The organism is Curtobacterium sp. TXMA1 (assembly GCF_020162095.1).
In the GTDB taxonomy this organism is placed as follows: Bacteria; Actinomycetota; Actinomycetes; order Actinomycetales; family Microbacteriaceae; genus Curtobacterium.
This window is the reverse complement of the sequence record NZ_CP083910.1, coordinates 998,203-1,018,114: the sequence shown is the minus strand read 5'-3', so window position 1 is coordinate 1,018,114 and position 19,912 is coordinate 998,203. Positions and strand designations below refer to the sequence as shown.

19 protein-coding genes are annotated in these 19,912 nt (G+C 71.7%); 9 read left to right on the top strand and 10 right to left on the bottom strand.

Going from position 1 to position 19,912, the window contains the following annotated elements; translation table 11 throughout:
* Positions 1–13 precede the first annotated feature (13 nt).
* Positions 14–1,585 carry a sensor histidine kinase gene (locus LCG91_RS04860; protein WP_224442683.1) on the bottom strand — a complete coding sequence of 524 codons (1,572 nt, stop codon included), beginning with the start codon at positions 1,583–1,585 and terminating at the stop codon, positions 14–16.
* Positions 1,586–1,727: 142 nt separating this feature from the next.
* Between LCG91_RS04860 and LCG91_RS04855 the strand changes: the two genes are divergently transcribed.
* Positions 1,728–2,561, top strand: coding sequence for a helix-turn-helix domain-containing protein (locus LCG91_RS04855; protein ID WP_224442682.1), 834 nt, complete (start codon positions 1,728–1,730; stop codon positions 2,559–2,561).
* A gap of 387 nt (positions 2,562–2,948) precedes the next feature.
* Positions 2,949–3,545, top strand: a complete 597-nt coding sequence (locus tag LCG91_RS04850) for a hypothetical protein (RefSeq protein WP_224442681.1) — start codon at positions 2,949–2,951, stop codon at positions 3,543–3,545.
* Between the two features lie 45 nt (positions 3,546–3,590).
* Here LCG91_RS04850 and LCG91_RS04845 read toward each other — a convergent pair whose 3' ends face one another.
* Positions 3,591–4,997, bottom strand: coding sequence for a serine hydrolase domain-containing protein (locus tag LCG91_RS04845; RefSeq protein WP_224442680.1), 1,407 nt, complete (start codon positions 4,995–4,997; stop codon positions 3,591–3,593).
* A 33-nt stretch (positions 4,998–5,030) separates the two neighbouring features.
* Here LCG91_RS04845 and LCG91_RS04840 point away from each other — a divergent pair, with 33 nt between their 5' ends.
* Positions 5,031–5,684 (top strand): FMN-binding negative transcriptional regulator, encoded by a 654-nt coding sequence (locus tag LCG91_RS04840; RefSeq protein ID WP_224442679.1) that lies wholly within the window; start codon positions 5,031–5,033, stop codon positions 5,682–5,684.
* Positions 5,681–7,159 carry an amidohydrolase family protein gene (locus LCG91_RS04835; protein WP_224442678.1) on the top strand — a complete coding sequence of 493 codons (1,479 nt, stop codon included), beginning with the start codon at positions 5,681–5,683 and terminating at the stop codon, positions 7,157–7,159. The genes LCG91_RS04840 and LCG91_RS04835 overlap by 4 nt, the downstream gene beginning before the upstream one ends.
* Positions 7,160–7,168: 9 nt before the next feature.
* Here LCG91_RS04835 and LCG91_RS04830 read toward each other — a convergent pair whose 3' ends face one another.
* Genes LCG91_RS04830 through LCG91_RS04820 form a run of 3 tightly spaced genes read right to left on the bottom strand, consistent with a single transcriptional unit; the run spans position 7,169 to position 9,269 of the window.
* Complete coding sequence (locus LCG91_RS04830) at positions 7,169–8,098, bottom strand: Fpg/Nei family DNA glycosylase (RefSeq protein WP_224442677.1); 930 nt, start codon at positions 8,096–8,098, stop codon at positions 7,169–7,171.
* A gap of 18 nt (positions 8,099–8,116) precedes the next feature.
* The gene (locus LCG91_RS04825; RefSeq protein WP_058727607.1) at positions 8,117–8,605 is read right to left on the bottom strand and encodes a ribose-5-phosphate isomerase; all 489 of its coding nucleotides are present in this window, start codon (positions 8,603–8,605) and stop codon (positions 8,117–8,119) included.
* Positions 8,606–8,615: 10 nt separating this feature from the next.
* Positions 8,616–9,269, bottom strand: coding sequence for a helix-turn-helix domain-containing protein (locus tag LCG91_RS04820; protein ID WP_224442676.1), 654 nt, complete (start codon positions 9,267–9,269; stop codon positions 8,616–8,618).
* Here LCG91_RS04820 and LCG91_RS04815 point away from each other — a divergent pair.
* On the top strand, positions 9,268–9,795 hold the full coding sequence (locus LCG91_RS04815) for a GNAT family N-acetyltransferase (RefSeq protein WP_224442675.1): 528 nt from the start codon (positions 9,268–9,270) through the stop codon (positions 9,793–9,795). The two genes, LCG91_RS04820 and LCG91_RS04815, sit on opposite strands and share 2 nt — an antisense overlap.
* A gap of 89 nt (positions 9,796–9,884) precedes the next feature.
* On the opposite strand, the gene LCG91_RS04810 is transcribed toward LCG91_RS04815, so the two are convergent.
* Complete coding sequence (locus LCG91_RS04810; protein WP_263480184.1) at positions 9,885–10,445, bottom strand: disulfide bond formation protein DsbA; 561 nt, start codon at positions 10,443–10,445, stop codon at positions 9,885–9,887.
* A 205-nt stretch (positions 10,446–10,650) separates the two neighbouring features.
* Between LCG91_RS04810 and pepN the strand changes: the two genes are divergently transcribed.
* The 3 genes from pepN to LCG91_RS04795 all read left to right on the top strand — a co-directional run bounded on the left by pepN (position 10,651) and on the right by LCG91_RS04795 (position 14,864).
* On the top strand, positions 10,651–13,230 hold the full coding sequence (pepN, locus tag LCG91_RS04805) for an aminopeptidase N (RefSeq protein WP_224442673.1): 2,580 nt from the start codon (positions 10,651–10,653) through the stop codon (positions 13,228–13,230).
* 84 nt (positions 13,231–13,314) lie between these two features.
* Positions 13,315–14,409: a mechanosensitive ion channel family protein gene (locus LCG91_RS04800; RefSeq protein ID WP_224442672.1), complete on the top strand. Its 1,095-nt coding sequence runs from the start codon at positions 13,315–13,317 to the stop codon at positions 14,407–14,409.
* A complete protein-coding gene (locus LCG91_RS04795; protein WP_411955827.1) occupies positions 14,406–14,864 on the top strand; it encodes a globin in 459 nt (152 codons plus the stop codon). The genes LCG91_RS04800 and LCG91_RS04795 overlap by 4 nt, the downstream gene beginning before the upstream one ends.
* A 182-nt stretch (positions 14,865–15,046) precedes the next feature.
* On the opposite strand, the gene LCG91_RS04790 is transcribed toward LCG91_RS04795, so the two are convergent.
* Together LCG91_RS04790 and LCG91_RS04785 are read right to left on the bottom strand one after the other, a co-directional pair.
* Positions 15,047–15,889: an NAD-dependent epimerase/dehydratase family protein gene (locus LCG91_RS04790; RefSeq protein WP_224442671.1), complete on the bottom strand. Its 843-nt coding sequence runs from the start codon at positions 15,887–15,889 to the stop codon at positions 15,047–15,049.
* A gap of 104 nt (positions 15,890–15,993) precedes the next feature.
* Positions 15,994–16,695 carry a hypothetical protein gene (locus tag LCG91_RS04785; protein ID WP_224442670.1) on the bottom strand — a complete coding sequence of 234 codons (702 nt, stop codon included), beginning with the start codon at positions 16,693–16,695 and terminating at the stop codon, positions 15,994–15,996.
* 43 nt (positions 16,696–16,738) lie between these two features.
* Between LCG91_RS04785 and LCG91_RS04780 the strand changes: the two genes are divergently transcribed.
* Complete coding sequence (locus LCG91_RS04780) at positions 16,739–17,596, top strand: acyl-CoA thioesterase (protein WP_058748875.1); 858 nt, start codon at positions 16,739–16,741, stop codon at positions 17,594–17,596.
* A 9-nt stretch (positions 17,597–17,605) separates the two neighbouring features.
* Here LCG91_RS04780 and LCG91_RS04775 read toward each other — a convergent pair whose 3' ends face one another.
* Complete coding sequence (locus tag LCG91_RS04775; protein WP_224442669.1) at positions 17,606–18,088, bottom strand: acyl-CoA thioesterase; 483 nt, start codon at positions 18,086–18,088, stop codon at positions 17,606–17,608.
* A 3-nt stretch (positions 18,089–18,091) separates the two neighbouring features.
* Positions 18,092–19,777 (bottom strand): energy-dependent translational throttle protein EttA, encoded by a 1,686-nt coding sequence (gene ettA / locus LCG91_RS04770; protein WP_058727615.1) that lies wholly within the window; start codon positions 19,775–19,777, stop codon positions 18,092–18,094.
* Positions 19,778–19,912: the final 135 nt, after the last annotated feature.

Genomic DNA, 19,912 nt, shown 5'->3' with positions numbered 1-19,912 from the left:
CGCTCCCGGATCGTCACCCGCGGGCGACGGGGACACCGTTCAGGGCGCCGAGCGGGATCCGGGCGGTGGCCTCGGTCGGCCCGCCCTCGGGGCTGTTCACGACGAGCTCGCCGTCGAGGGCGCGCATCCGACCCATCAGGCCCTCGATGCCGTGGCCCTCCTGCGGTCGAGCACCGCCGCGGCCGTCGTCGGTGACGCTCACCGTCAGGTACCAGAGGCCCGAGGCGTCGACGATCAGGCCGAGGTACACACCGGCCGTCGTGGCGCCGGCGTGCTTCGTGGTGTTCGTCAGGAGCTCGCTCACCGTGAAGTACACGTTGCGCTGGATCTCGGTCGCGAGCTCGAGTCCCTCGGGCAGGCGGACGTCGAGCCCGACGGGGATCGGGGTGCGGGCGACGAGGGCCTCGAGCGCGGCGACCAGACCGCGGTCGAGCAGGATCGGGGGCGCGAAGCCCCGGGACAGGGCGCGGAGCTCGTCGAGGGCGTCCTGGGCGTGCTTGGTCGCCTCGCCGATGAGCTGCTTCGCCTTCTCCGGGTCGCGGTCGAGGGCACGCTCGGCGGCCGCGAGGTCCATCCGCAGCCGGACGAGTCGCTGCTGGGGCCCGTCGTGCAGGTCGCGCTCGATCTGCCGGAGTGCCTGCCCCTCGGCGGTCACGGCACCGGCGCGGGATGCCTGCAGCCCGGCGACGCGCTGCTCGAGCTGCTCGGCACGGAAACCGCCGAGCAGGCCGAAGTCGATCCAGTAGTGCGCGAGCACGGAGCCACGTGCCCAGAGCGGCAGGAGCAGGACGGACGCGGCCATCGACAGCAGACCGAGGAGCGCGACACCTCCCACGAAGCCGGTGTCCGAGCTCGGGAAGTACAGGCCCCCGACGCCGCCCAGGCTCCACGCCGCGGCGACTGCGAGGGGCCACGCGAAGCCGACGGCGAGCAGGGCTCCGGCCCCGACGGTCACCAGGGCCGCGAGCGGGTAGACCACGGCCGCGTGCAGCAGGTACAGCCAGTAGTGCGGGTTGGCAACCGCGGATCCGGTGCGCGTCCACCAGTTCTGCTGCCACCGCGGTGTCCAGTCCACGGGACGGATCGGACGGGGGTCGGCCCAGCCGATGCGGAGCTTCTCGAACTGACCGAGCCACCGTGCCACGAACAGCGCGATGAAGAACATCAGGAGCACGAACGGGTTGAACAGGTCCCGGAGGCCGCGTCCGAACAGCGCCGCGGGGAACGCCGCGTAGAGCGTGCAGAGGAGCACGGCCGTCAGCGCCATGTACCCGAAGTCGCGCGGCAGGCGGCGCCAGGCCTCGCGGTAGAACCGGCCGGCGGTCATGCCCGAGCCCGTGCCGCCACCGCCGGTCGGCACACCGGCCGTCGGGGCGCCCACCGCCGGCGCGCTCGCCGCCGGCGTGGCTCCCCAGCCCGACGACGCGGTCGGCGGACCGGAGGCGGGCGGCTGGGGCTGCTCGGGCATCGGCTTCGTGGCTCCCTGGGGCACGGCACCGTCCAGCGGGACGGTCTGTGCGCGATCGGCGGCGTGGTCGTCCAGCGGGACGGTCTGGGCCTGGTCGAGGCGGTCGGTGTCGGTCATGGGTCTAGCCTCTCGGAGCCCGTCCCCGCATCCCATCCTGCCGTCTCCCGGATCGGGGGTGGGGTTGTCCCCACCCCGGATCGCCCTCCCCAGTTCGTCCGGCGCTGCCCCGAAGGCGACCCGGAGGTGCCACGGTGGCCTCGTGGATGCGCTCGCCTGCCTGCTCGACACGGTCGGACTCGATGTCCGGGACGGCCGCGAGATCGTCTCCGCGACGCCGGACTGGACCCTCGACCTCGGGCCGAGCGACGGGTACGTGTGGGTCGCATCGCGGGAGACGACCGTGTGGGTGTGGCCAGGGCGCGACCCCGAGGGGGTCCGCGCCGGCAGCGCCCTGCTCGTGCGCGCCGCGGCCCCGATCAGGATCGGCACGAGCCCGGACCGCCACGAGCCACCCGACGGCTCGCCGTCCGACCCCTTCGACGCGACGGGCGTCCACCTCGGTACCGCACGCTTCGGCCCCCTCGCTGCGGAGGCACTCCACCTGCCGGACATCCTGCGGACCCGTCCCCGCGACGCGCTGTCGGACGACGTGCTCCGCTCCCTCGGGCACCTCGACTCCCTGACCGTTGCCCGTCGAGCGTCCGCGCACCGCGACGCACTGGCGCGCACGATCGTGCTGACGGTGCTGCGCGACGAGCAGCCGCCGTTCCTCGCGGACGGCAGCATCGCGCGGTGCATCGACGCGTTGTTCGCGGCAGAGCCGAGTCGGACGACCGGCGACGTCGTGTCGGCGACGAAGCGGTGCTCGCGTCGCACGGCCGAGCGTCGGTTCCGCGAGAGCACGGGCCGGACCCCGGACGAGCTCCGTCGCTGGTACCGCTCGCTGCAGGCCCGGCAGGCGATCGTCGACGGCGCGGACGAGCACGAGGTCGCGCGCCGTTCCGCCTTCGCGGGCGTCGGGTCGCTCCGCCGAGCACTCGCCCGCGCACGCCCCCCGATCACGGCAGATGCGCACGATCCCCTCGCGTCGTGACGATCCCGGTGCGCGCGAGCCGACAGTCGTGCACCGAGATCGTCACGGCGGGCACCGAACCCGACGGTCGAACGCGAGCACGCGTGCCACGACAGATCCGGTGCTCCGCGGTCGCGCCGTCGATCGTCCGCCGCGCCCGATCCCCCGGGACACCGAAACGGGTTCGGTTCTGCACGGTTGCGCCGTCGATCGTCCGACCGCGCTCGGCCACCCGGAACGGCACGGCGGCCGACCGACACGGCCGGCGGACCAGCACGATCACTCCGTGCCGTGACGATCCTGGTGCTCCGACACCGGGATTCGTGCACCGCGATCGTCACGGCGCAGATCTGGATCCGCCTCGGCTACCGGTCGACAACGACGAGCGCTCGGCGTACGGTGTTTCACATGCAGAGTCGCGCTCAGGAAGGTCTCGTCGTCGGAGGCGCGGTGCTCGCCGCCCTGCTCCCCGCACTCGCCGGAGTGGTCCGTGCACTCCCGGTCGTCCCGGTCGACGTCTCGCCGCGGACCCTGGTGGTCGGTGCCGTGGTCTCGGGCATCGCCGCCCTGGTCGTGCTGGGGCTGGGGGTCCGACGGCGCGACCCCGTACGGACGGCCGTCGCCCTGTCGGCGCTCGCCCTCGCGGCGTCGTGGTTCGCCGCCGGGGTGTTCGTCGTCGTGCTCGTGGCGGTCGCCCAGGCTGCACTGCTCGCCGCGGGCGTGCTGGCTCGTCGAGCGCACCGCACCGGGCAGGCGCGGTCCGGACAGCGGACGCTCGGGCTGCTCCTGGCCGTGCTCGCCGCCCTGTGGTTCGTCGCCCTGCTGGCCACGTCCAGCGTGCCACTCGGAACGGACTCGCAGGCCGTGCTCCTCACCTGGTTCTCTGCACCGAACGTGTTCCAGGCGGCCGCCTACCTCGTCGCGGTCGTCCTGGTCTCCCGACCGGTCTGGACGCGGATCGGCCGGGGCGTCCGGTACCTCCGCGAGTCGGCCGAGGTGCGTTGAGACGGATCGCGCCGCGCGACCCCGGCCGCTGCCGCGCCGTCCCGGTCAGACCAGGGCGGCGGCGACCTCCGGCGACTCCTCGGGCACCGACCACGGACGGTGCGTCATGCCGCTGTCACCGCGGAACGAGACCGCCCGACCGGAGTCGTCGCGCGTGTAGGTGATCCGCTCGTCCACCGACCCGAAGCGGTTTCCCGCGGCCATCACGAGCGTGTCCTCGTCGACGACCCGGAGGCGCACCGGCGACTCGGTCGGCACCGGCTGCGTCGGATCGATCGCGAGCAGCCGGTCCCCGACCCGAGCGATGTCGGTGATGCCCTCGAAGGTCGTGAACCGTCCCGCGTACCGGCTGGTGTCGACGCCCTCGGGCAGCTCGGGACCGGGAGCCTGCTCGTCGGCCGCGGCGTCGAGCAGGTGCACGATGCCCGTGGCGAGCATGCCCGCGGGACCGGTCGCGCTGCTCGTCAGGACGGACACGACGAGCGACGACGCCGGGTCGAACACCGTCTGGGTGATCTGGCCGGGGAAGCCGCCGGAGTGGCCGCGCACCTCGCGCCCGCCGATCCGGTCGACGATGAACCCCGCACCGTAGCCGCGCGCTGCCGGGTCGGTGTCCAGCGCGCTCCAGGCCTTCCGCTGCGCCAGGCGCTTCGCGTGGTCGGACAGCAGCGAGCCCCGGCCGGGCACGTGCGCCGAGAAGTAGCGGACGAGGTCGGACGCGGTGCCGTGGAACCCCGTCGCGGCGGCGAGGGCCCCGGTCGTGACGTGCGGGACGCGCTGGCGGGTGCGGGCGGCGTGCAGACTCGTGTAGCCGACGACGAACTCGCCCTCGCGGGCCGGGTCGAACTCCGGCCCGGTCCCCGTCAGGCCGAGCGGCTCGACGATCGCGCTCCGGACGTGCTCGGCGTAGGTCGTGCCAGTTACGGCCTCGATCACGAGTCCGAGCAGGCCGTAGCCGAGGTTCGAGTAGTTGAAGGCCGAGCCGACGGGTACCTTCGCGCCACCCTCGACCACGAGCGCGACGAGCTGGTCGGCGTCCGGGAACGGGTGGTCGAGCGCCCAGTGGTCGCCGTCGGCACCGTCGCGGACGACCCCGGCCCCCATCTCCATCAGCTCGCGGACGGTCGCGTCGGCGACCGGCGACCCGGCCTCGACCAGGGCGGGGACGAACGACCCGACGGTGTCGTCGAGCCGCAGCGCCCCGGCGTCGGCGAGCTGCAGCAGCGCGGTCGCGGTGAACGTCTTCGAGTGCGACGCGATCCGGAACAGGTCCGTGGTCGTCAGGCGGCGGCCGGCCTCGACGTCGGCGTAGCCCCAGGCCTCGGAGAACAGCACCTCGTCCTCGAAGCCGATCGCGACCTGCACGCCCGGGAGCCGGAGCTGCCACACCTTGTAGTCGATCCACTCACGGACGTAGGGCAGGACGGACTCGTACGCGGCGCGCTTCTCCATGCCGACCAGCCTGGCATGTGCCACGCTCGTCGCATGCGCCACACACCCCACTTCCTGATGACCGACGTCGACGAGGTGCGACGCCTGATCGACGGGCACCCGTGGGCCACGATCGTGTCGCACACCGCCGCCGGGCTCGTCGCCTCGCACTACCCGTTCCTGCTCGAGGCACCCGGGCCGGACGAGGACCCCGACCAGATCGTCCTCGTGTCGCACGTCGGCCGGCCGGACGAGGTCGCGCACGAGCTCGGGCAGCACGAGGTCCTCGTGGTGTTCCAGGGCCCGCACGGCTACGTCTCCCCCGCCTGGTACCCGCCGGAGCAGTTCGTCCCGACCTGGAACCACGTGACGGCGCACTGCTGGGGGACGCCGGAGATCCTGTCCGACGAGGAGAACTTCCGCGTGCTCGGCGAGCTGGTCGACCACTTCGAGCGGGTCATGCCGGAGCCCGTGTCCCTCGAGGTCGACGAGGACACGGCACGGCGCGCGGCGAAGGGCACCGTCGGCATCCGCATCCGGGTCGCCCGGTTCGACGCCCGCGCCAAGCTCTCGCAGAACAAGGCTCCCGAGGTGGTCGAGCGGATCGTCGCGGGGCTCCGCGGCGACGGCCCCTACGCGTCGCCGGCGCTCGCCGACGCCGTCGAGCGCGCGCAGGTGGACCGCGCGGTCGGCCGGGAGGCATCGTGACCGACCTCCTGCTCCGCACCGTCCGCCGGGTGGGCACCTCCGGCGCTCCGTGCGACGTCCGCATCGTCGGCGGCCGCATCGAGGCGGTCGCCCCCGCCGGCACCCTGGACCCGGCCCCGGGCGCCGACGCCGACGTCGTCGAGACCGACGGCGCGTGGCTCGGTCCTGGCCTCGTCGACCACCACGTGCACTTCGACCAGTGGGCCCTCGTCCGCCGACGCGTCGATGTCTCCGCCTGCACGTCGGCGGAGGCGACCGCCGACGCGCTCGCCGCGGTCGCGCGCACCGGGGTGGCGGACCTGGTGCTCGTCGGTCACGGCTACCGCGACGGCACCTGGCCCCGCCCTGCACGACGCGAGCTGCTCGACCGGGCCGCACCGGGCCTCCCGGTCGTCGTCATCAGCGCGGATCTGCACGCCGTGTGGTGCAACGCCCTCGCGCTCGCCCACTGCTCGGCGCTCCTCGGACGGCAGCTCGACGCGGGTGACGACGGGGTCCTGCGCGAGCAGGACGCCTTCGACGTGACCGCGGTGCTGTCCCGGGTGCCGGACGACGTGCTCGACGGCTGGGTGGCCGAGGCGGTCGACGCGGCGGCGGCCCGCGGCGTGACCCGCGTCGTCGACCTCGAGATGGTCTTCGGAATCGACCGCTGGAACCGGCGGGTGCACGCAGGGACGGACGGGCTGCGGGTCGACTCCGGCGTGTACCCGGGCGAGCTCGACGTGGCGATCGCCCGTGGCCTGCGCACCGGCGACGTCGTGGACGGCACCCGCGGGCTGGTCCGGATGGGCCCGTTCAAGGTGATCACCGACGGCTCGCTCGGTACGCGCACCGCCGCGATGACGTCGGGTGAGGGCGTGCTCGCGTACCCGTTCGCGGACCTCGTGGCGATGGTCCGGCGCGCGGTCGACGCCGGGCTCGTACCGGCCGTGCACGCGATCGGCGACCGGGCGAACACCCTGGCGCTCGACGTGTTCGAGGCCGTCGGTGCCCGGGGCAGCATCGAGCACGCGCAGTTGCTCGTCGACACCGACGTCGACCGGTTCGCCCGGCTCGGGGTCGCGGCGTCGGTGCAGCCGGAGCACGCGATGGACGACCGGGACATCGCCGACCGGTACTGGGCGGACGTGACGGACCGGGCCTTCCCGTTCGCGTCGCTGCACCGGGCGGGGGCCGAGCTCCGGCTCGGGTCGGACGCTCCCGTGGCGCCGCTCGACCCGTGGGTGTCGATGGCGGCCGCGGTCGGGCGGGACCGCGACGGCCGTGCGCCGTGGCACCCCGCGGAGCGGTTGTCCGCGCTGTCCGCGTGGCGCGGCTCGACCGAGGGCGGGCGCGTCGGCGTCGCGGTGGGCGATGTGGCGGACGTGGTGCTGCTCGCTGCGGACCCGCTGGCGGTCGCCGACTCGGCGGCGCTGCGGCACGCTGAGGTGCTCGGGACCGCGATCGCGGGGCGGTTCACGCACCGCGACCTGTAGCCGACGCCCCTACTTCTGGTCCTTCGGGCACCAGTAGAGCTTGCGTCCGGCCATGTCCGCCATCCGGATCTCGGTGCCGCACACCCGGCAGGGCTCCCCCTCGCGGTGGTACACCCAGTGGCGGTCCTTCCGCGAGCGCACGGCCTTGGCGTGGTCGGCCTCGGACAGGTCGTCCATGGTCAGCATGAGGCCGTCACGGACCCCCGCGTGCAGCAGCTTCGACCAGTCCTGCCACAGCGCCTTCGCCTGCTTGACGGTGATCTTCTTGCCGGGCTTGTACGGGTCGATGCGCTGGCGGAAGAGCAGCTCGGCGCGGTAGATGTTCCCGATGCCCGCGACCACGGCCTGGTCCATGAGCAGCTGCCCGATGGCGACGTTCCGCTTCCGGACGTTGTCGACGAAGGTCTGCTCGGCCTCGGGCCCGTCGTCGTTGATCGGGTCCGGCCCGAGCTTGTCGAGCGCCCGCTGCACGCCGGCCGGGTCCTCGACCACGCAGGCGGTCGGGCCGCGGAGATCCGCGACCGTGTCCTCGGTCAGGATGCGGACGCGCACCTGGCCGACGGGGTCCGGCGGGAAGGACTCGATCGGGTCCTCGGACTTCTCCTGCTCGGCCATCCGGTAGCGGGCGAGCCGCGGAGCCCCGATCGACGACAGGGACTCCTCGCCGTCGCCGTCCTCGGACAGTGCCTCGGCGGAGGAGATCACACCCGCGAAGTCCCATGCACCGTAGAGTCCGAGGTGGACGCGGAGGAACAGGTCGTCCTCGAACTCGAGGAACATCTGCTTCGCCACGGCCCGCGCGGCGACCATGCGCTTGCCGTCGAGCTGCGCAGCTCCGGCGGCGAACCGCCCCTGCGGGCTGGAGACCTCGCACCGCTTGCCGACGAAGTGCCGGGAGAACTGGTTCGCGATGCGGTGGACGGAGTGACCTTCGGGCATCGGTCCTGTCTACCCGGCCTACTCGTCGATCTGCCGACCGGCGATGTGCCCCGTCGTCTCGTACTCCGCCAGCTGCGCGATGCGGCGGGCGTGCCGCTCCTCGCCCGAGAACGGCTCGGCGACGAACAGATCGACGAAGTGGATCGCCTCGTCCTCGGTGTGCTGGCGCGCGCCGATCGAGATGACGTTCGCGTCGTTGTGCTGTCGGGCGAGCAGCGCGGTGGACTCGTTCCAGACGAGCGCGGCGCGGATGCCCTCGACCTTGTTCGCGGCGATCTGCTCGCCGTTGCCGGAACCGCCGAACACGACACCGAGGGCCTCGACCCCGGCGCGCTGGTCCTGCACGACCGCGTGTGCGGCGTTGATGCAGAACGAGGGGTAGTCGTCCAGCGCGTCGTACTCGGTCGGCCCGTGGTCGACGACCTCGTGCCCCGCCTCGGTGAGGTGCTGGGCGAGGGTCTTGGTGAACTCGAGGCCGGCGTGGTCCGTTCCGAGGTGGATGCGCATGGCTCCGATCCTATTCCCGGCCCCGAGGCGCCCGGACCACCACCACGACGTACCGCACGGGCTCCGCGCCGGGGTTCCGGTAGACGACGTCCGCCGGGTCCCCGAGCTCGATGCGGTCGCCGGCGCCGAGGCGCGTCGACTCACCGCCGACGACGACCTCGAGCACGCCGTCGACCACCCAGATGCAGTGCCGGAGGAACGCGTAGGCGGACGCCGGGTAGGCCACCTGCTCACCGGCCGGGAGGCGCACCTCGGTGACGTCCGCGGGGAAGTCCGCGCTCGAGACCGGACGCCGGCGGTACCCGGTCTCGGGATCGGTCCAGGAGTCCGCGGTCACGCCGCGCTGGACCCCCCTGGCCTGGTCGGGATCGGTCGCCCTGGGCACCTCGTGCTCGAGCGCCTCGTCGAGGAGCTGCGAGATCGTGAGGCCGAAGGCACCGGACAGCCGACCGAGGATGGTCGCGGTCGGACTCGACACCCCGCGCTCGACGCGGTTGATCATCGCGCGGGAGACGCCGGACTCCTCGGCGAGCTCGGTCAGGCTCCACTTGCGTTCGGTCCGCAGTCGCTGCAACCGCTCCCCCAGGCGGCGCTGGTCGGCGTCGTCCGAGTGATCGACTCCGGGTTCCGTCGCCGCCGTGGCGTCGTCTACGATCTGAGACATGGCGACAGCATATGCGACGGAGGAAGCATCTCCGGTCACGGTCCGGGACTGCGAGCCGCGCGACCTGGACGTCGTCCACGCCCTGCACGTCGACGCCGTCCTGCACTCGACGGCGATCTGGCAGGAGGAACCGCACCCGCGGGAGTACTTCGACGGCTGGCTCGCCGAGCGTCGCGCCGCCGGGCTGCCCGTGCTGGTCGCCGAGGTCGACGGGACGGTGGCGGGCTACGTCACCTACAGCGCGTTCCGGCCGCACCAGGGCTACCGCCACACGGTCGAGCACAGCGTCTACGTCGTGCCGGCGTTCCGTGGCCGGGGCATCGCGACCGTGCTGATGGACGCCCTCGTCGCACACGCCCGGGCGGCGGACGTGCACGTCGTGATGGCCGGCATCTGCTCGTCCAACACCGGCTCGATCGCGCTGCACGAGCGGCTCGGCTTCACCACCGTCGGCGTGCTGCCCGAGGTCGGTCGGAAGTTCGACCGCTGGCTGGACCTGACGCTGATGCGGTTGCCGCTGTCCTGAACCGGCGGACCCTGCGCTCCGGAGGCACGGGGCGGGCCCGCCCCGTGCCTCCAGACCGTCCACGGAACGGGTCGGGGACGCTTGCCGGGCTACGCGACCGTGTCGAAGATCGGGCCGACCGTGCGCGAGCGCTTGAGCTCGAAGAAGCCGGGGACCTTCGCGACCGCGACGACGCCGTCCCACAGGTCGAGCGCCTCCTGGCCCTTCGGGGCCGGGGAGATCACGGGGCCGAAGAACGCGGTGCCCTCGACCGCGATGACCGGCGTGCCGACGTCCTGCCCGACGCGGTCGATGCCGTCCTGGTGGCTCGCGCGGACGGCCTGGTCGACCTCGTCGGTCCAGGCGTACTCGAGCAGGTCCTCGTCGAGGTCGAGCTCGCGGAGCACGGCGGGGACGACCTGGTCGGGGTCGGACTCCTGGCGGTGGTGGACGTGCTCGCCGAGCGCGTCGTACAGCGGCTTGACGATCTCCTGACCGTGGCGGAGCAGCGCGGCGGTCACGATGCGCGGGTAGACCTGCCCCTTGTGGATGCGCTCCCGGTACTCCTCCGGGATGTCCTGGTCCTCGTTGAGGACGAACAGGCTCATCACCCGCCAGGTCACGTCGATCGGGCGCTGCCGCTCGACCTCGCCGACCCAGCGGCTGGTCATCCAGGCCCACGGGCAGTTCGGGTCGAACCAGAACTCCACGGCGGTACGGGCGGTCTCGGTGTTGTCCACAGCAGTCTCGGTCACGATGCGAGCGTACGCGCGCTCGCTAGGCTGATCCCATCGTCCCGACGGCGCACGACGCCTGCCGGGAACCCCCTCACCGCGGACATCGATCGTCCGCGCCGCAAGCGAAGTTGGAGCGTCCGTGCCCGGAGAGAACCTCACCAGAACCGAAGCCCAGGAACGTGCCGCGATCGTCGACGTGCAGACGTACGACGTCGAGCTGGACCTGACCCGCGGTGCCGAGACCTTCGGCAGCACCACGCGCGTCCGGTTCTCCGCGACGCAGGGTGCCTCGACCTTCATCGACGCGATCACGAAGACCGTGCACTCGATCACGCTGAACGGCACGGCACTCGACGTCGCGGCCGTGAACGACGGCGTGCGGATCCAGCTCGACGACCTGCAGGAGCAGAACGAGCTCGTCGTGGTCGCCGACGCGATGTACACCAACACGGGCGAGGGCCTGCACCGCTTCGTCGACCCCGTCGACGACGAGGTCTACCTGTACTCCCAGTTCGAGGTCCCGGACTCGCGGCGCATGTTCGCGGTGTTCGAGCAGCCCGACCTCAAGGCCGAGTTCACGTTCACGGTCACCGCGCCGTCGCGCTGGCAGGTCGTCTCGAACTCCCCGACCCCCGAGCCGCACGTCGACGGCGAGGTCGCGACGTGGTCGTTCAGCCCGACCGCGAAGATCTCGAGCTACATCACCGCGCTCGTCGCCGGCCCGTACGAGGTCGTGCGCGACGAGCTCACGAGCCGCGACGGTCGGACCATCCCGCTCGGTGTGTTCGCGCGCCGCTCGCTCGCCGAGTACCTCGACCCCGAGTACGTGTTCGAGACGACGAAGAAGGGCTTCGCCTACTACGAGGAGAAGTTCGACGTCCCGTACCCGTTCGAGAAGTACGACCAGCTCTTCGTGCCGGAGTTCAACGCCGGCGCGATGGAGAACGCGGGCTGCGTGACCTTCACCGAGACCTACGTGTTCCGGTCCAAGGTCACCGACGCGATCAAGGAACGCCGGGTCGTCACGATCCTGCACGAGCTCGCGCACATGTGGTTCGGCGACCTCGTCACCATGAAGTGGTGGAACGACCTGTGGCTGAACGAGTCGTTCGCCGAGTGGGCGTCGACCATCGCCACGGCCGAGGCCACCGAGTGGACCGAGGCCTGGACCACGTTCCAGGCGATGGAGAAGTCCTGGGCCTACCGCCAGGACCAGCTCCCCTCGACGCACCCGATCGTCGCGACGATCAACGACCTCGAGGACGTCCAGGTCAACTTCGACGGCATCACCTACGCCAAGGGCGGCTCCGTCCTGAAGCAGCTCGTGGCGTGGGTCGGCATCGACGCGTTCTTCGCGGGCGTCTCGCAGTACTTCAAGAAGCACCACCACGGCAACACCGAGCTCCGCGACCTGCTCGTCGAGCTCGAGGCGACCAGCGGCCGCGACCTGTCCGAGTGGTCGGGGCTGTGGCTCGAGACCGCCGGCGTGAACACGCTGCGTCCCGAGATCGAGGTCGACGAGTCCGGTGTGATCACCTCGTTCGCCGTGCTGCAGGAGGCCCCCGCCGACCACCCGACGCTCCGCCCGCACCGCCTGGCGATCGGCGTCTACGGGTTCACGACGGACGAGTCTGCGCCGTTCGGCGCGGACACCGCGTCGGCCGGCGGCAAGCTCGAGCGCACGCACCGCGTCGAGATCGACGTCGACGGCGCCCGCACCGAGGTCCCCGAGCTCGTCGGCGTGCACCGCGGCGACCTCGTCCTCCTCAACGACGACGACCTGGCGTACGCCAAGATCCGGCTCGACGAGCAGTCCCGGCGCACCGCGATCGAGCACCTCGCCGCGATCGCGAACCCGCTGGCCCGCTCGATCGTCTGGGGTGCGATGTGGGACGCCACGCGCGACGCCGAGTCGCCCGCGAGCGACTACGTCCGCCTGGTGCTCGGCAACATCGCGACCGAGACCGAGTCGACGACGATCCGCACGACGCTGTCGCAGCTCCTCCTGACCGCGCGCAGCTACGTCGCGCCGGCGAAGGTCGACGCCACGGTCCGCACCGTCGGCGACACCCTCTGGCAGCTGGCGTCCTCGGCCGAGGCCGGATCCGACGCCCAGTTCCAGTTCGTGAAGTTCTTCGCGCAGATCGCGTCGACGCCGGAGCACGTGGCGACGCTGCACGGCCTGCGCGACGGTTCCGTCACGCTGCAGGGCCTGGAGATCGACACCGACCTGCGCTGGGAGCTGCTCGAGGGCCTCGTGCTCGCCGGTGCCGCCGGTGACGCCGAGGTGGACGCCGAGCTCGCGGCCGACAAGACCGCCTCCGGGGAACAGGCCGCCGCTCGTGCGCGCGCGACGATCCCGACCGCCGAGGGCAAGCTCGCGGCGTTCTCGTCGCTCGTCGACTCGTCCGAGGCGCCCAATGCCATCGTCCGGCAGACCACCGTCGGGTTCCAGCACACCAACAGCCCGGTGGTGCTCGAGGGGCTCGTGTCGAAGTACTTCGACGTGCTGACGCGCATCTGGGCCGAGCGGAGCTACCACATCGCCGACACGATCGTCAGCGGCCTCTACCCGGCGCCGCTCGCGTCGGTCGCGCTGCGCGACGCCGCGAACGCGTGGCTCGAGGCGCACCCGGAGACGCCCGCGCTCCGTCGCATCGTCACCGAGAACCTCGCGGGCACCGAGCGCGCGCTGCGGGTCCAGGCGGCCGACGCCTGACACCGGTCGGACGACCACGCAGGGGCGGGGCCTCGGTGATCCTCAAGGGTCACCGAGGCCCCGCCCTCTAGCATCGTTCGGATCATGTACCTGGCTGCGAACACGACCGACGACGTCTCGAAGTGGGCGTCGAACGCATTCACCCAGTTCGTCGACACCTGGCACATCCCGATCACGATCGTCATCACGATCATCGCCGCGATCATCCTGCGGCTGATCCTGCGCAGGGTGATCAAGGGTGTCGTCGACCAGGTGGTGACCGGCGCGAAGCGTCGACAGAACGTCGACGACACCCAGGCGCTCATCGCCTCACCCGTGCAGACCGCCCGCGTGGTGCAGCGGACCCGGACGCTCGGCAGTGTGCTCGAGAACCTGGCGACGGTGGTGGTCGCGATCATCGCGCTCGCCGTCATCATCTCCACGTCGTTCCCGACGGCCGCGGTCGGCATCGTCGGCGGTGCCTCGGTCGTCGCCGCGGGTCTCGCCGTCGGTGCGCAGAGCATCGTGAAGGACCTGCTCTCCGGCGTCTTCATGATCCTCGAGGACCAGGCGGGCGTCGGTGACGTCGTCGACACCGGGCCGGCCACGGGCGTCGTCGAGAACGTCGGTCTGCGCGTCATGCAGATCCGCGACGTGAACGGCATCCTCTGGTTCGTGCCGAACGGGCAGATCCTGCGCGTCGGCAACCTTTCGCAGGGCTGGTCGCGTGTCCTCGTCGACATCACCGTGCCCTACGACACGGACATCGACGCTGTGCAGGATGCCCTGCTCCGTGCCGCCGTCACGATGTCGCAGGAGCCTCGCTGGCGTCAGCGGATCGTCGAGAAGCCGGAGATCTGGGGCCTGCAGTCCATCACCGACACGGGGATGGTGTTCCGCCTGGTGGTGAAGACCCGGGCCTCGGAGCTCGACGTCGTCGGACGGGAGATGCGGGTGCGGCTGAAGCGTGCCGTCGACGAGCTCGGGGTCACGCTGCCCGCGATGGCGATGATCATGCCCGAGGGGTGGGAGAACGCCACGTCGATCAACGGCCTCCGCACCGTGCGGACGCAGCCGACCCCGGCGCCCACGAAGTCCCGCGGCGGGAAGCGTGGGAACCTGTTCGGACGGGCGATCCGGACGGACGACCCGGGGCGCGACGAGGACCGCGGGCAGCAGCCCGGGAAGGACCACCAGTGAGCGACACCACCCCTCCGTCACGCGGCGCCGTGCCCGCGCAGCCGATCACGCTCCGAGTGGGTGTCGGCGGCGCCGCTGCCACCGGGTCGCTGTACGAGCGGATCGGCGGGGCACCGACCTTCGACCGGCTCGTCCGCCGCTTCTACGAGGGTGTGCAGCAGGACGAGGTGATCTGGCCGATGTACCCGGCGGACGACCTCGAGGGTGCGATCTGGCGGCTGTCGGCGTTCCTGCAGCAGTACTGGGGCGGCCCGGGCACCTACAGCGAGGAGCGTGGGCACCCCCGCCTGCGCATGCGCCACAACCCGTTCCGGATCACGTCCGAGGCCCGGGAGCGCTGGCTGCACCACATGCACGAGGCCGTCGAGTCCCTGGACCTGGCGCCCCTCGACGAGGCCGAGCTCTGGGCGTACCTCGACCGAGCGGCCCACGCGATGACGAACACGTTCGACTGACGGACGGGAGGCGCGTGGCGCAACCGCCTCGCGCCTCCCGTCCTCCGTTCGTCGCCTGCCGTCCGTCGTTCGTCGTCCGTCGTTCGTCGTCCGTCGTCCGTCGCCCGGCGCCCGCCGTCCGTCGCCCGCCGCCTGCCGCCTACCGCCTGCCGCTCACCGCTCACCGCTCGCCGCTCGCCGGACTACTCGACGGGTGAACCAGCCGCCAGGTCCTCGACCAGGGACGGCCGGGTCGGTTCCCAGCCGAAGGCGGCGCGTGCGTGCGCGCCGGACGCCTCCTGGTGCAGCAACAACGCGTCCGCGAAGGCGCGGCCGAGCCGCTCGCGACTGTCGTCGACGCTCTCTGCGACGACGGGCGACCCGTGGGCGCCCGCCTCGGCGATCTCGCGGACAGTGGGGTTGTCGCCGGTCGCAGCGACGACGTAGCCGTCCTGCTCGCCGCGCTGCAGGGCGAGGACGTACAGCTCGGCCAGGTCGTCGACGTGCACCGTCGTCCACCGCTGCGATCCGTCCCCGACCAGCCGGACCTCGTGCTCGCCGTCCCCGACGAACATCGTCGGGATGCCCGCGCCGCGGCCGTACACGATGCCCGGGGCGACGATGGTGGTCCGGGCCGCACTCGCGCGGACCCGCGCCTCGATCGGGGCGCGCCACGCGGTGAGTTCCGGCGGGGAGACGGGCGACTGCTCAGAGATGTCGGTCGAGTCTCCGAACGTGAAGATGCCGCCGGTGTGCACGAACGGCTTCGGGGTCTCGGAGAAGGCCTGTGTGACCGTCGCCGTGAAGTCCGGGTCGACGGACTCGGCCGAGGCGGTGTGCACGACGGCATCGCTCTCGTGGGCCAGGCGTCGGACGAGGTCCGTGTCGGTCAGCTCGCCGACGATCGCGTCTCCCCCGGCGTCGCGCACCGCCTCGGCCTTCTGGTCGGAACGGACGACCGCCGTCACCCGGTGCCCGTGGGCGACGAGTGCGCGGAGGACTGAGGACCCGATGTACCCGGATGCGCCGGTGAGGAAGACGTTCATGGTGCAACCCAACCACGCCGGTCACGGTGCCGGGTGCGCATCCTCAGGGCCTGTGGACGACGGCGTTGACCTGGCCCGCCGTGCAGGGACGGACCGTGCCGGAGCTACCGGTCGAGGTTCCAGCTGCGCCGCTTCACCAGGATGTGCCCGCGCGACGACGTCAACCGGCTCCACGGACCCGTCTCGAACAGCCGTACCGGGTCGTGCCCGAGGAACCCGAGGCTCTCCCCCGCGAACCCGGCAGCAGCCGGGACGTGCTCGATCCCGGGGACGGGTCGGCCCCAGACCTCGGCGCGGATGCGACGGACGATCGCCTCGCCGGCGTTCGACGGGACGGCGTCCGCGACCTCGGCGATGCCGTCCCGTGCGGCGCGGCGGAGCAGCTCCGGGGAGACGTCTGGCAGCGGTACCCAGCCACCGCGCGGCGGCGAGATCGCGGCCCACGTGACGGTGTTGACCTCGTGCGGGAGCTCGACCTCGATCGGGGTCGGCCGCGTCGGATCGGCGCCATCGGCCCCGGCGGCGTCGTGCTCCTCGGAAAGCACGCGCAGTCGCTCCTGCAGCGACGCGAGCGGCACGACCGCGTCGATCGTCGCCGGCTCGGTGAGCGAGAAGGTGCGCAGACCGAGCACCGTCGGGAGTTCGTCGAGCAGTCCGATCGGGTACAGGATCGCCGTGTAGACCGCCAGGACGCCCGAGTCGGCGATGAGCCGCACGGAGCCGTCCTCGATCCGGGCAGCGCGTCCGAGGTAGGTGCGGAGGTCGCCGAGCGAGGCGGCGTCGGGAAGCGTGAACGTGGTGCCCATGTCGACACCGATCCTACCGGTGGCGGGTTCGTAGACTGCGGGGGTGAACGGCGAACCCGACTTCCTCAGCACCCTCCGCCTGCAGGACACCGGCGCGAGCACGGGCGAGACGATCCTCACCGGCGCGAGCCACTGGTCTCCCGGTGGACGGGTCTTCGGCGGGCAGGTGCTCGCGCAGTGCATCGTCGCCGCGCAGCACACCATCGAGGACCGCGTGATCCACTCGATGCACGGGTACTTCCTCCGGCCCGGCGACATCGACGTGCCGATCACGTTCGCCGCCGAGCGCATCCACGACGGACGGTCCTTCGCCACGCGGCGCGTCCAGGCCTACCAGCGCGGTGTCCCGATCTTCTCGATGATCGCGTCCTTCCAGCGGCCGGACGACGGACTCGAGCACCAGGACTCGTTCCCCGTCGACACCCCGGAGCCGGAGTCGCTGCCCTCGGCCGCGTCGATCCTGTCGCGGATCGACCACCCCGTGGCGCAGGCCTGGGCCGAGCGGTCGATCGACCTGCGGCACGTCGAGGGTCCGGTGTTCGTCGACGTGCAGGGCGAGCGGGTCCCGCACCAGGCCGTGTGGTTCCGCGTCGACGGCGACCTGCCGGAGGACGCAGCGCTCCACCGCGCCGTGCTCGGGTACGCGAGCGACCTGTCGATCCTCGAGCCGATCATGCGTCGGCACGGTGTCGCCTGGGGGACGCCGGGTGTGAAGAGCGCGAGCCTCGACCACGCGATGTGGTGGCACCGCGACGGTCGCGCGGACGACTGGGTGCTCTACACGCAGGAGTCGCCGAGCGCGCAGGGCGGCCGAGGACTCGCGTTCGGCCGGATGTTCTCCCGCGACGGCCGTCTGCTGGCATCGGTCGCGCAGGAGGGCATGATGCGCGTCCCGCGCTGACGCTCCGCGCTACGGGCGGGAGAACTGCACCGCGGGTTCGACGAACGGCCCACAGGCGGCGCGCTCGCCCTCGGACAGGCGCCGGGGACGGTTCGTGGCCGCGTCCACCATCACCAGGGCGGTCGTCGCGCGGGTGTAGAGCACCTGCGGCTCGACACCCGCCGGCGACCAGATCTCGTAGGACACGTCGATGCTCGCGCCACCGATGCGCCCGATCCACATCTGCACGTCGAGCGGTCGCCGGAGGTACGGGATCGACGCGAGGTACTCGAGACGCTGCGCGGCGATCACCGTCATCGTGCCCGAACCGGGGCGGCCGTCGATGATCGGGTCCGGCAGGTCGTCCTCGGGTGCGACGTCGGCGGGGTCGTTGCCCCAGAACCCCGCGATGCGCGCCTCCTCCAGGAGACGCAGCATCGCGGAGTTGTTGACGTGGCCGTACGCGTCGATGTCGCTCCACCGGATGCGGACGGGGACGTGCAGCCTCGTCACGGGTCAGTCGCGCGTGAGCTTGCGGTACGTCGAGCGCCCAGGCTTGTTCGCGTCCGGGCCGAGGCGAACGAGCTTGTTCTCCTCGTAGGCCTCGAAGTTGCCCTCGAACCAGTACCAGTTCGGGGTGCCGTCCTCGTTCAGGCCCTCCCACGCGAGGATGTGCGTCGCGATCCGGTCGAGGAACCAGCGGTCGTGGGTGATCACGACGGCGCAGCCGGGGAACTCGAGCAGGGCGTTCTCGAGGCTGCCCAGCGTCTCGACGTCGAGGTCGTTCGTGGGCTCGTCGAGCAGCAGCAGGTTGCCGCCCTGCTTGAGCGTGAGCGCGAGGTTCAGGCGGTTGCGCTCGCCGCCGGAGAGCACGCCGGCCTTCTTCTGCTGGTCCGGTCCCTTGAAGCCGAACTGCGACACGTAGGCGCGGGACGGGATCTCGGTCTTGCCGACCTGGATGAAGTCCAGGCCGTCGGAGACGACCTCCCAGAGGTTCTTGTTCGGGTCGATGCCGCCACGGCTCTGGTCGACGTACGAGATGTCGACCGTCTCGCCGACCTTCAGCTGCCCGCCGTCGAGCGGCTCGAGACCGACGATGGTCTTGAACAGCGTGGTCTTGCCGACGCCGTTCGGGCCGATGACCCCGACGATGCCGTTGCGCGGCAGGGTGAAGGACAGGCCGTCGATGATGACGCGCTCGCCGAACTGCTTGCGGAGCTTCTCGGCGTCGATCACCTGGGAGCCCAGACGCGGGCCGACCGGGATCACGATCTCCTCGAAGTCGAGCTTCCGCGTGCGCTCGGCCTCGGCAGCCATCTCCTCGTAGCGGGCCAGACGCGCCTTCGACTTCGCCTGGCGACCCTTCGAGTTGCTCCGGACCCACTCGAGCTCGCTGGACAGACGCTTCGCGAGCTTTGCGTCCTTCTTCCCCTGGACCTCGAGTCGCTCGCGCTTCTTCTCGAGGTAGGTCGAGTAGTTGCCCTCGTACGGGTAGAGACGGCCGCGGTCGACCTCGGCGATCCACTGCGCGACGTGGTCGAGGAAGTACCGGTCGTGGGTGACGGCGAGCACGGCGCCGGGGTACTTCGACAGGTGCTGCTCGAGCCAGAGCACGGACTCGGCGTCGAGGTGGTTGGTCGGCTCGTCGAGGAGGAGCAGGTCGGGCTTCTCGAGGAGCAGCTTGCAGAGCGCGACACGGCGCTTCTCACCACCCGAGAGGTTGGCGATCTGCGCGTCCGCCGGCGGGCACTGCAGTGCGTCCATGGCCTGCTCGAGCTGGGAGTCGAGGTCCCACGCGTCGGCAGCGTCGATCTCCTCCTGCAGGGTGCCCATCTCGGCGAGGAGCGCGTCGAAGTCGGCGTCCGGCTCGGCCATCAGCGCGGAGATCTCGTTGAAGCGGTCGAGCTTGCCCTTGATCGCGCCGACGCCCATCTGGACGTTCTCGAGCACGGTCTTGGACTCGTCGAGCTCGGGCTCCTGCATGAGGATGCCGACGGAGAAGCCGGGGGTCAGCTTCGCCTCGCCGTTGGACGGCTGGTCGAGACCCGCCATGATCTTCAGGATCGTCGACTTGCCCGCACCGTTCGGCCCGACGACGCCGATCTTGGCACCGGGGAGGAACGACATCGTGACGTCGTCGAGGATCAGCTTGTCGCCGACCGTCTTGCGGGCGCGGACCATCTGGTAGATGTACTCAGCCATATCGGCGCAAGTCTACTGACCCCCGCGTGCCACCGCTGCCCCTGCGCCGCCACCGGACGGTCCGGGTGGAGCTCGGGGCCGGAGCCGGAGCCGGAGACGAGGCCGGGGCCGGAGCCGGAGCCGGGGCCGGAGCCG

What these genes read in the sequence shown, in the direction of transcription:
- LCG91_RS04860 (WP_224442683.1), bottom strand. Translation starts at nt 1,585, where the DNA reads ATGACCGACACCGACCGCCTCGACCAGGCCCAGACCGTCCCGCTGGAC.
- LCG91_RS04850 (WP_224442681.1), top strand. Translation starts at nt 2,949, where the DNA reads ATGCAGAGTCGCGCTCAGGAAGGTCTCGTCGTCGGAGGCGCGGTGCTC.
- LCG91_RS04845 (WP_224442680.1), bottom strand. Translation starts at nt 4,997, where the DNA reads ATGGAGAAGCGCGCCGCGTACGAGTCCGTCCTGCCCTACGTCCGTGAG.
- LCG91_RS04840 (WP_224442679.1), top strand. Translation starts at nt 5,031, where the DNA reads ATGCGCCACACACCCCACTTCCTGATGACCGACGTCGACGAGGTGCGA.
- LCG91_RS04830 (WP_224442677.1), bottom strand. Translation starts at nt 8,098, where the DNA reads ATGCCCGAAGGTCACTCCGTCCACCGCATCGCGAACCAGTTCTCCCGG.
- LCG91_RS04825 (WP_058727607.1), bottom strand. Translation starts at nt 8,605, where the DNA reads ATGCGCATCCACCTCGGAACGGACCACGCCGGCCTCGAGTTCACCAAG.
- LCG91_RS04815 (WP_224442675.1), top strand. Translation starts at nt 9,268, where the DNA reads ATGGCGACAGCATATGCGACGGAGGAAGCATCTCCGGTCACGGTCCGG.
- LCG91_RS04820 (WP_224442676.1), bottom strand. Translation starts at nt 9,269, where the DNA reads ATGTCTCAGATCGTAGACGACGCCACGGCGGCGACGGAACCCGGAGTC.
- LCG91_RS04810 (WP_263480184.1), bottom strand. Translation starts at nt 10,445, where the DNA reads ATGACCAGCCGCTGGGTCGGCGAGGTCGAGCGGCAGCGCCCGATCGAC.
- LCG91_RS04800 (WP_224442672.1), top strand. Translation starts at nt 13,315, where the DNA reads ATGTACCTGGCTGCGAACACGACCGACGACGTCTCGAAGTGGGCGTCG.
- LCG91_RS04790 (WP_224442671.1), bottom strand. Translation starts at nt 15,889, where the DNA reads ATGAACGTCTTCCTCACCGGCGCATCCGGGTACATCGGGTCCTCAGTC.
- LCG91_RS04785 (WP_224442670.1), bottom strand. Translation starts at nt 16,695, where the DNA reads ATGGGCACCACGTTCACGCTTCCCGACGCCGCCTCGCTCGGCGACCTC.
- ettA (WP_058727615.1), bottom strand. Translation starts at nt 19,777, where the DNA reads ATGGCTGAGTACATCTACCAGATGGTCCGCGCCCGCAAGACGGTCGGC.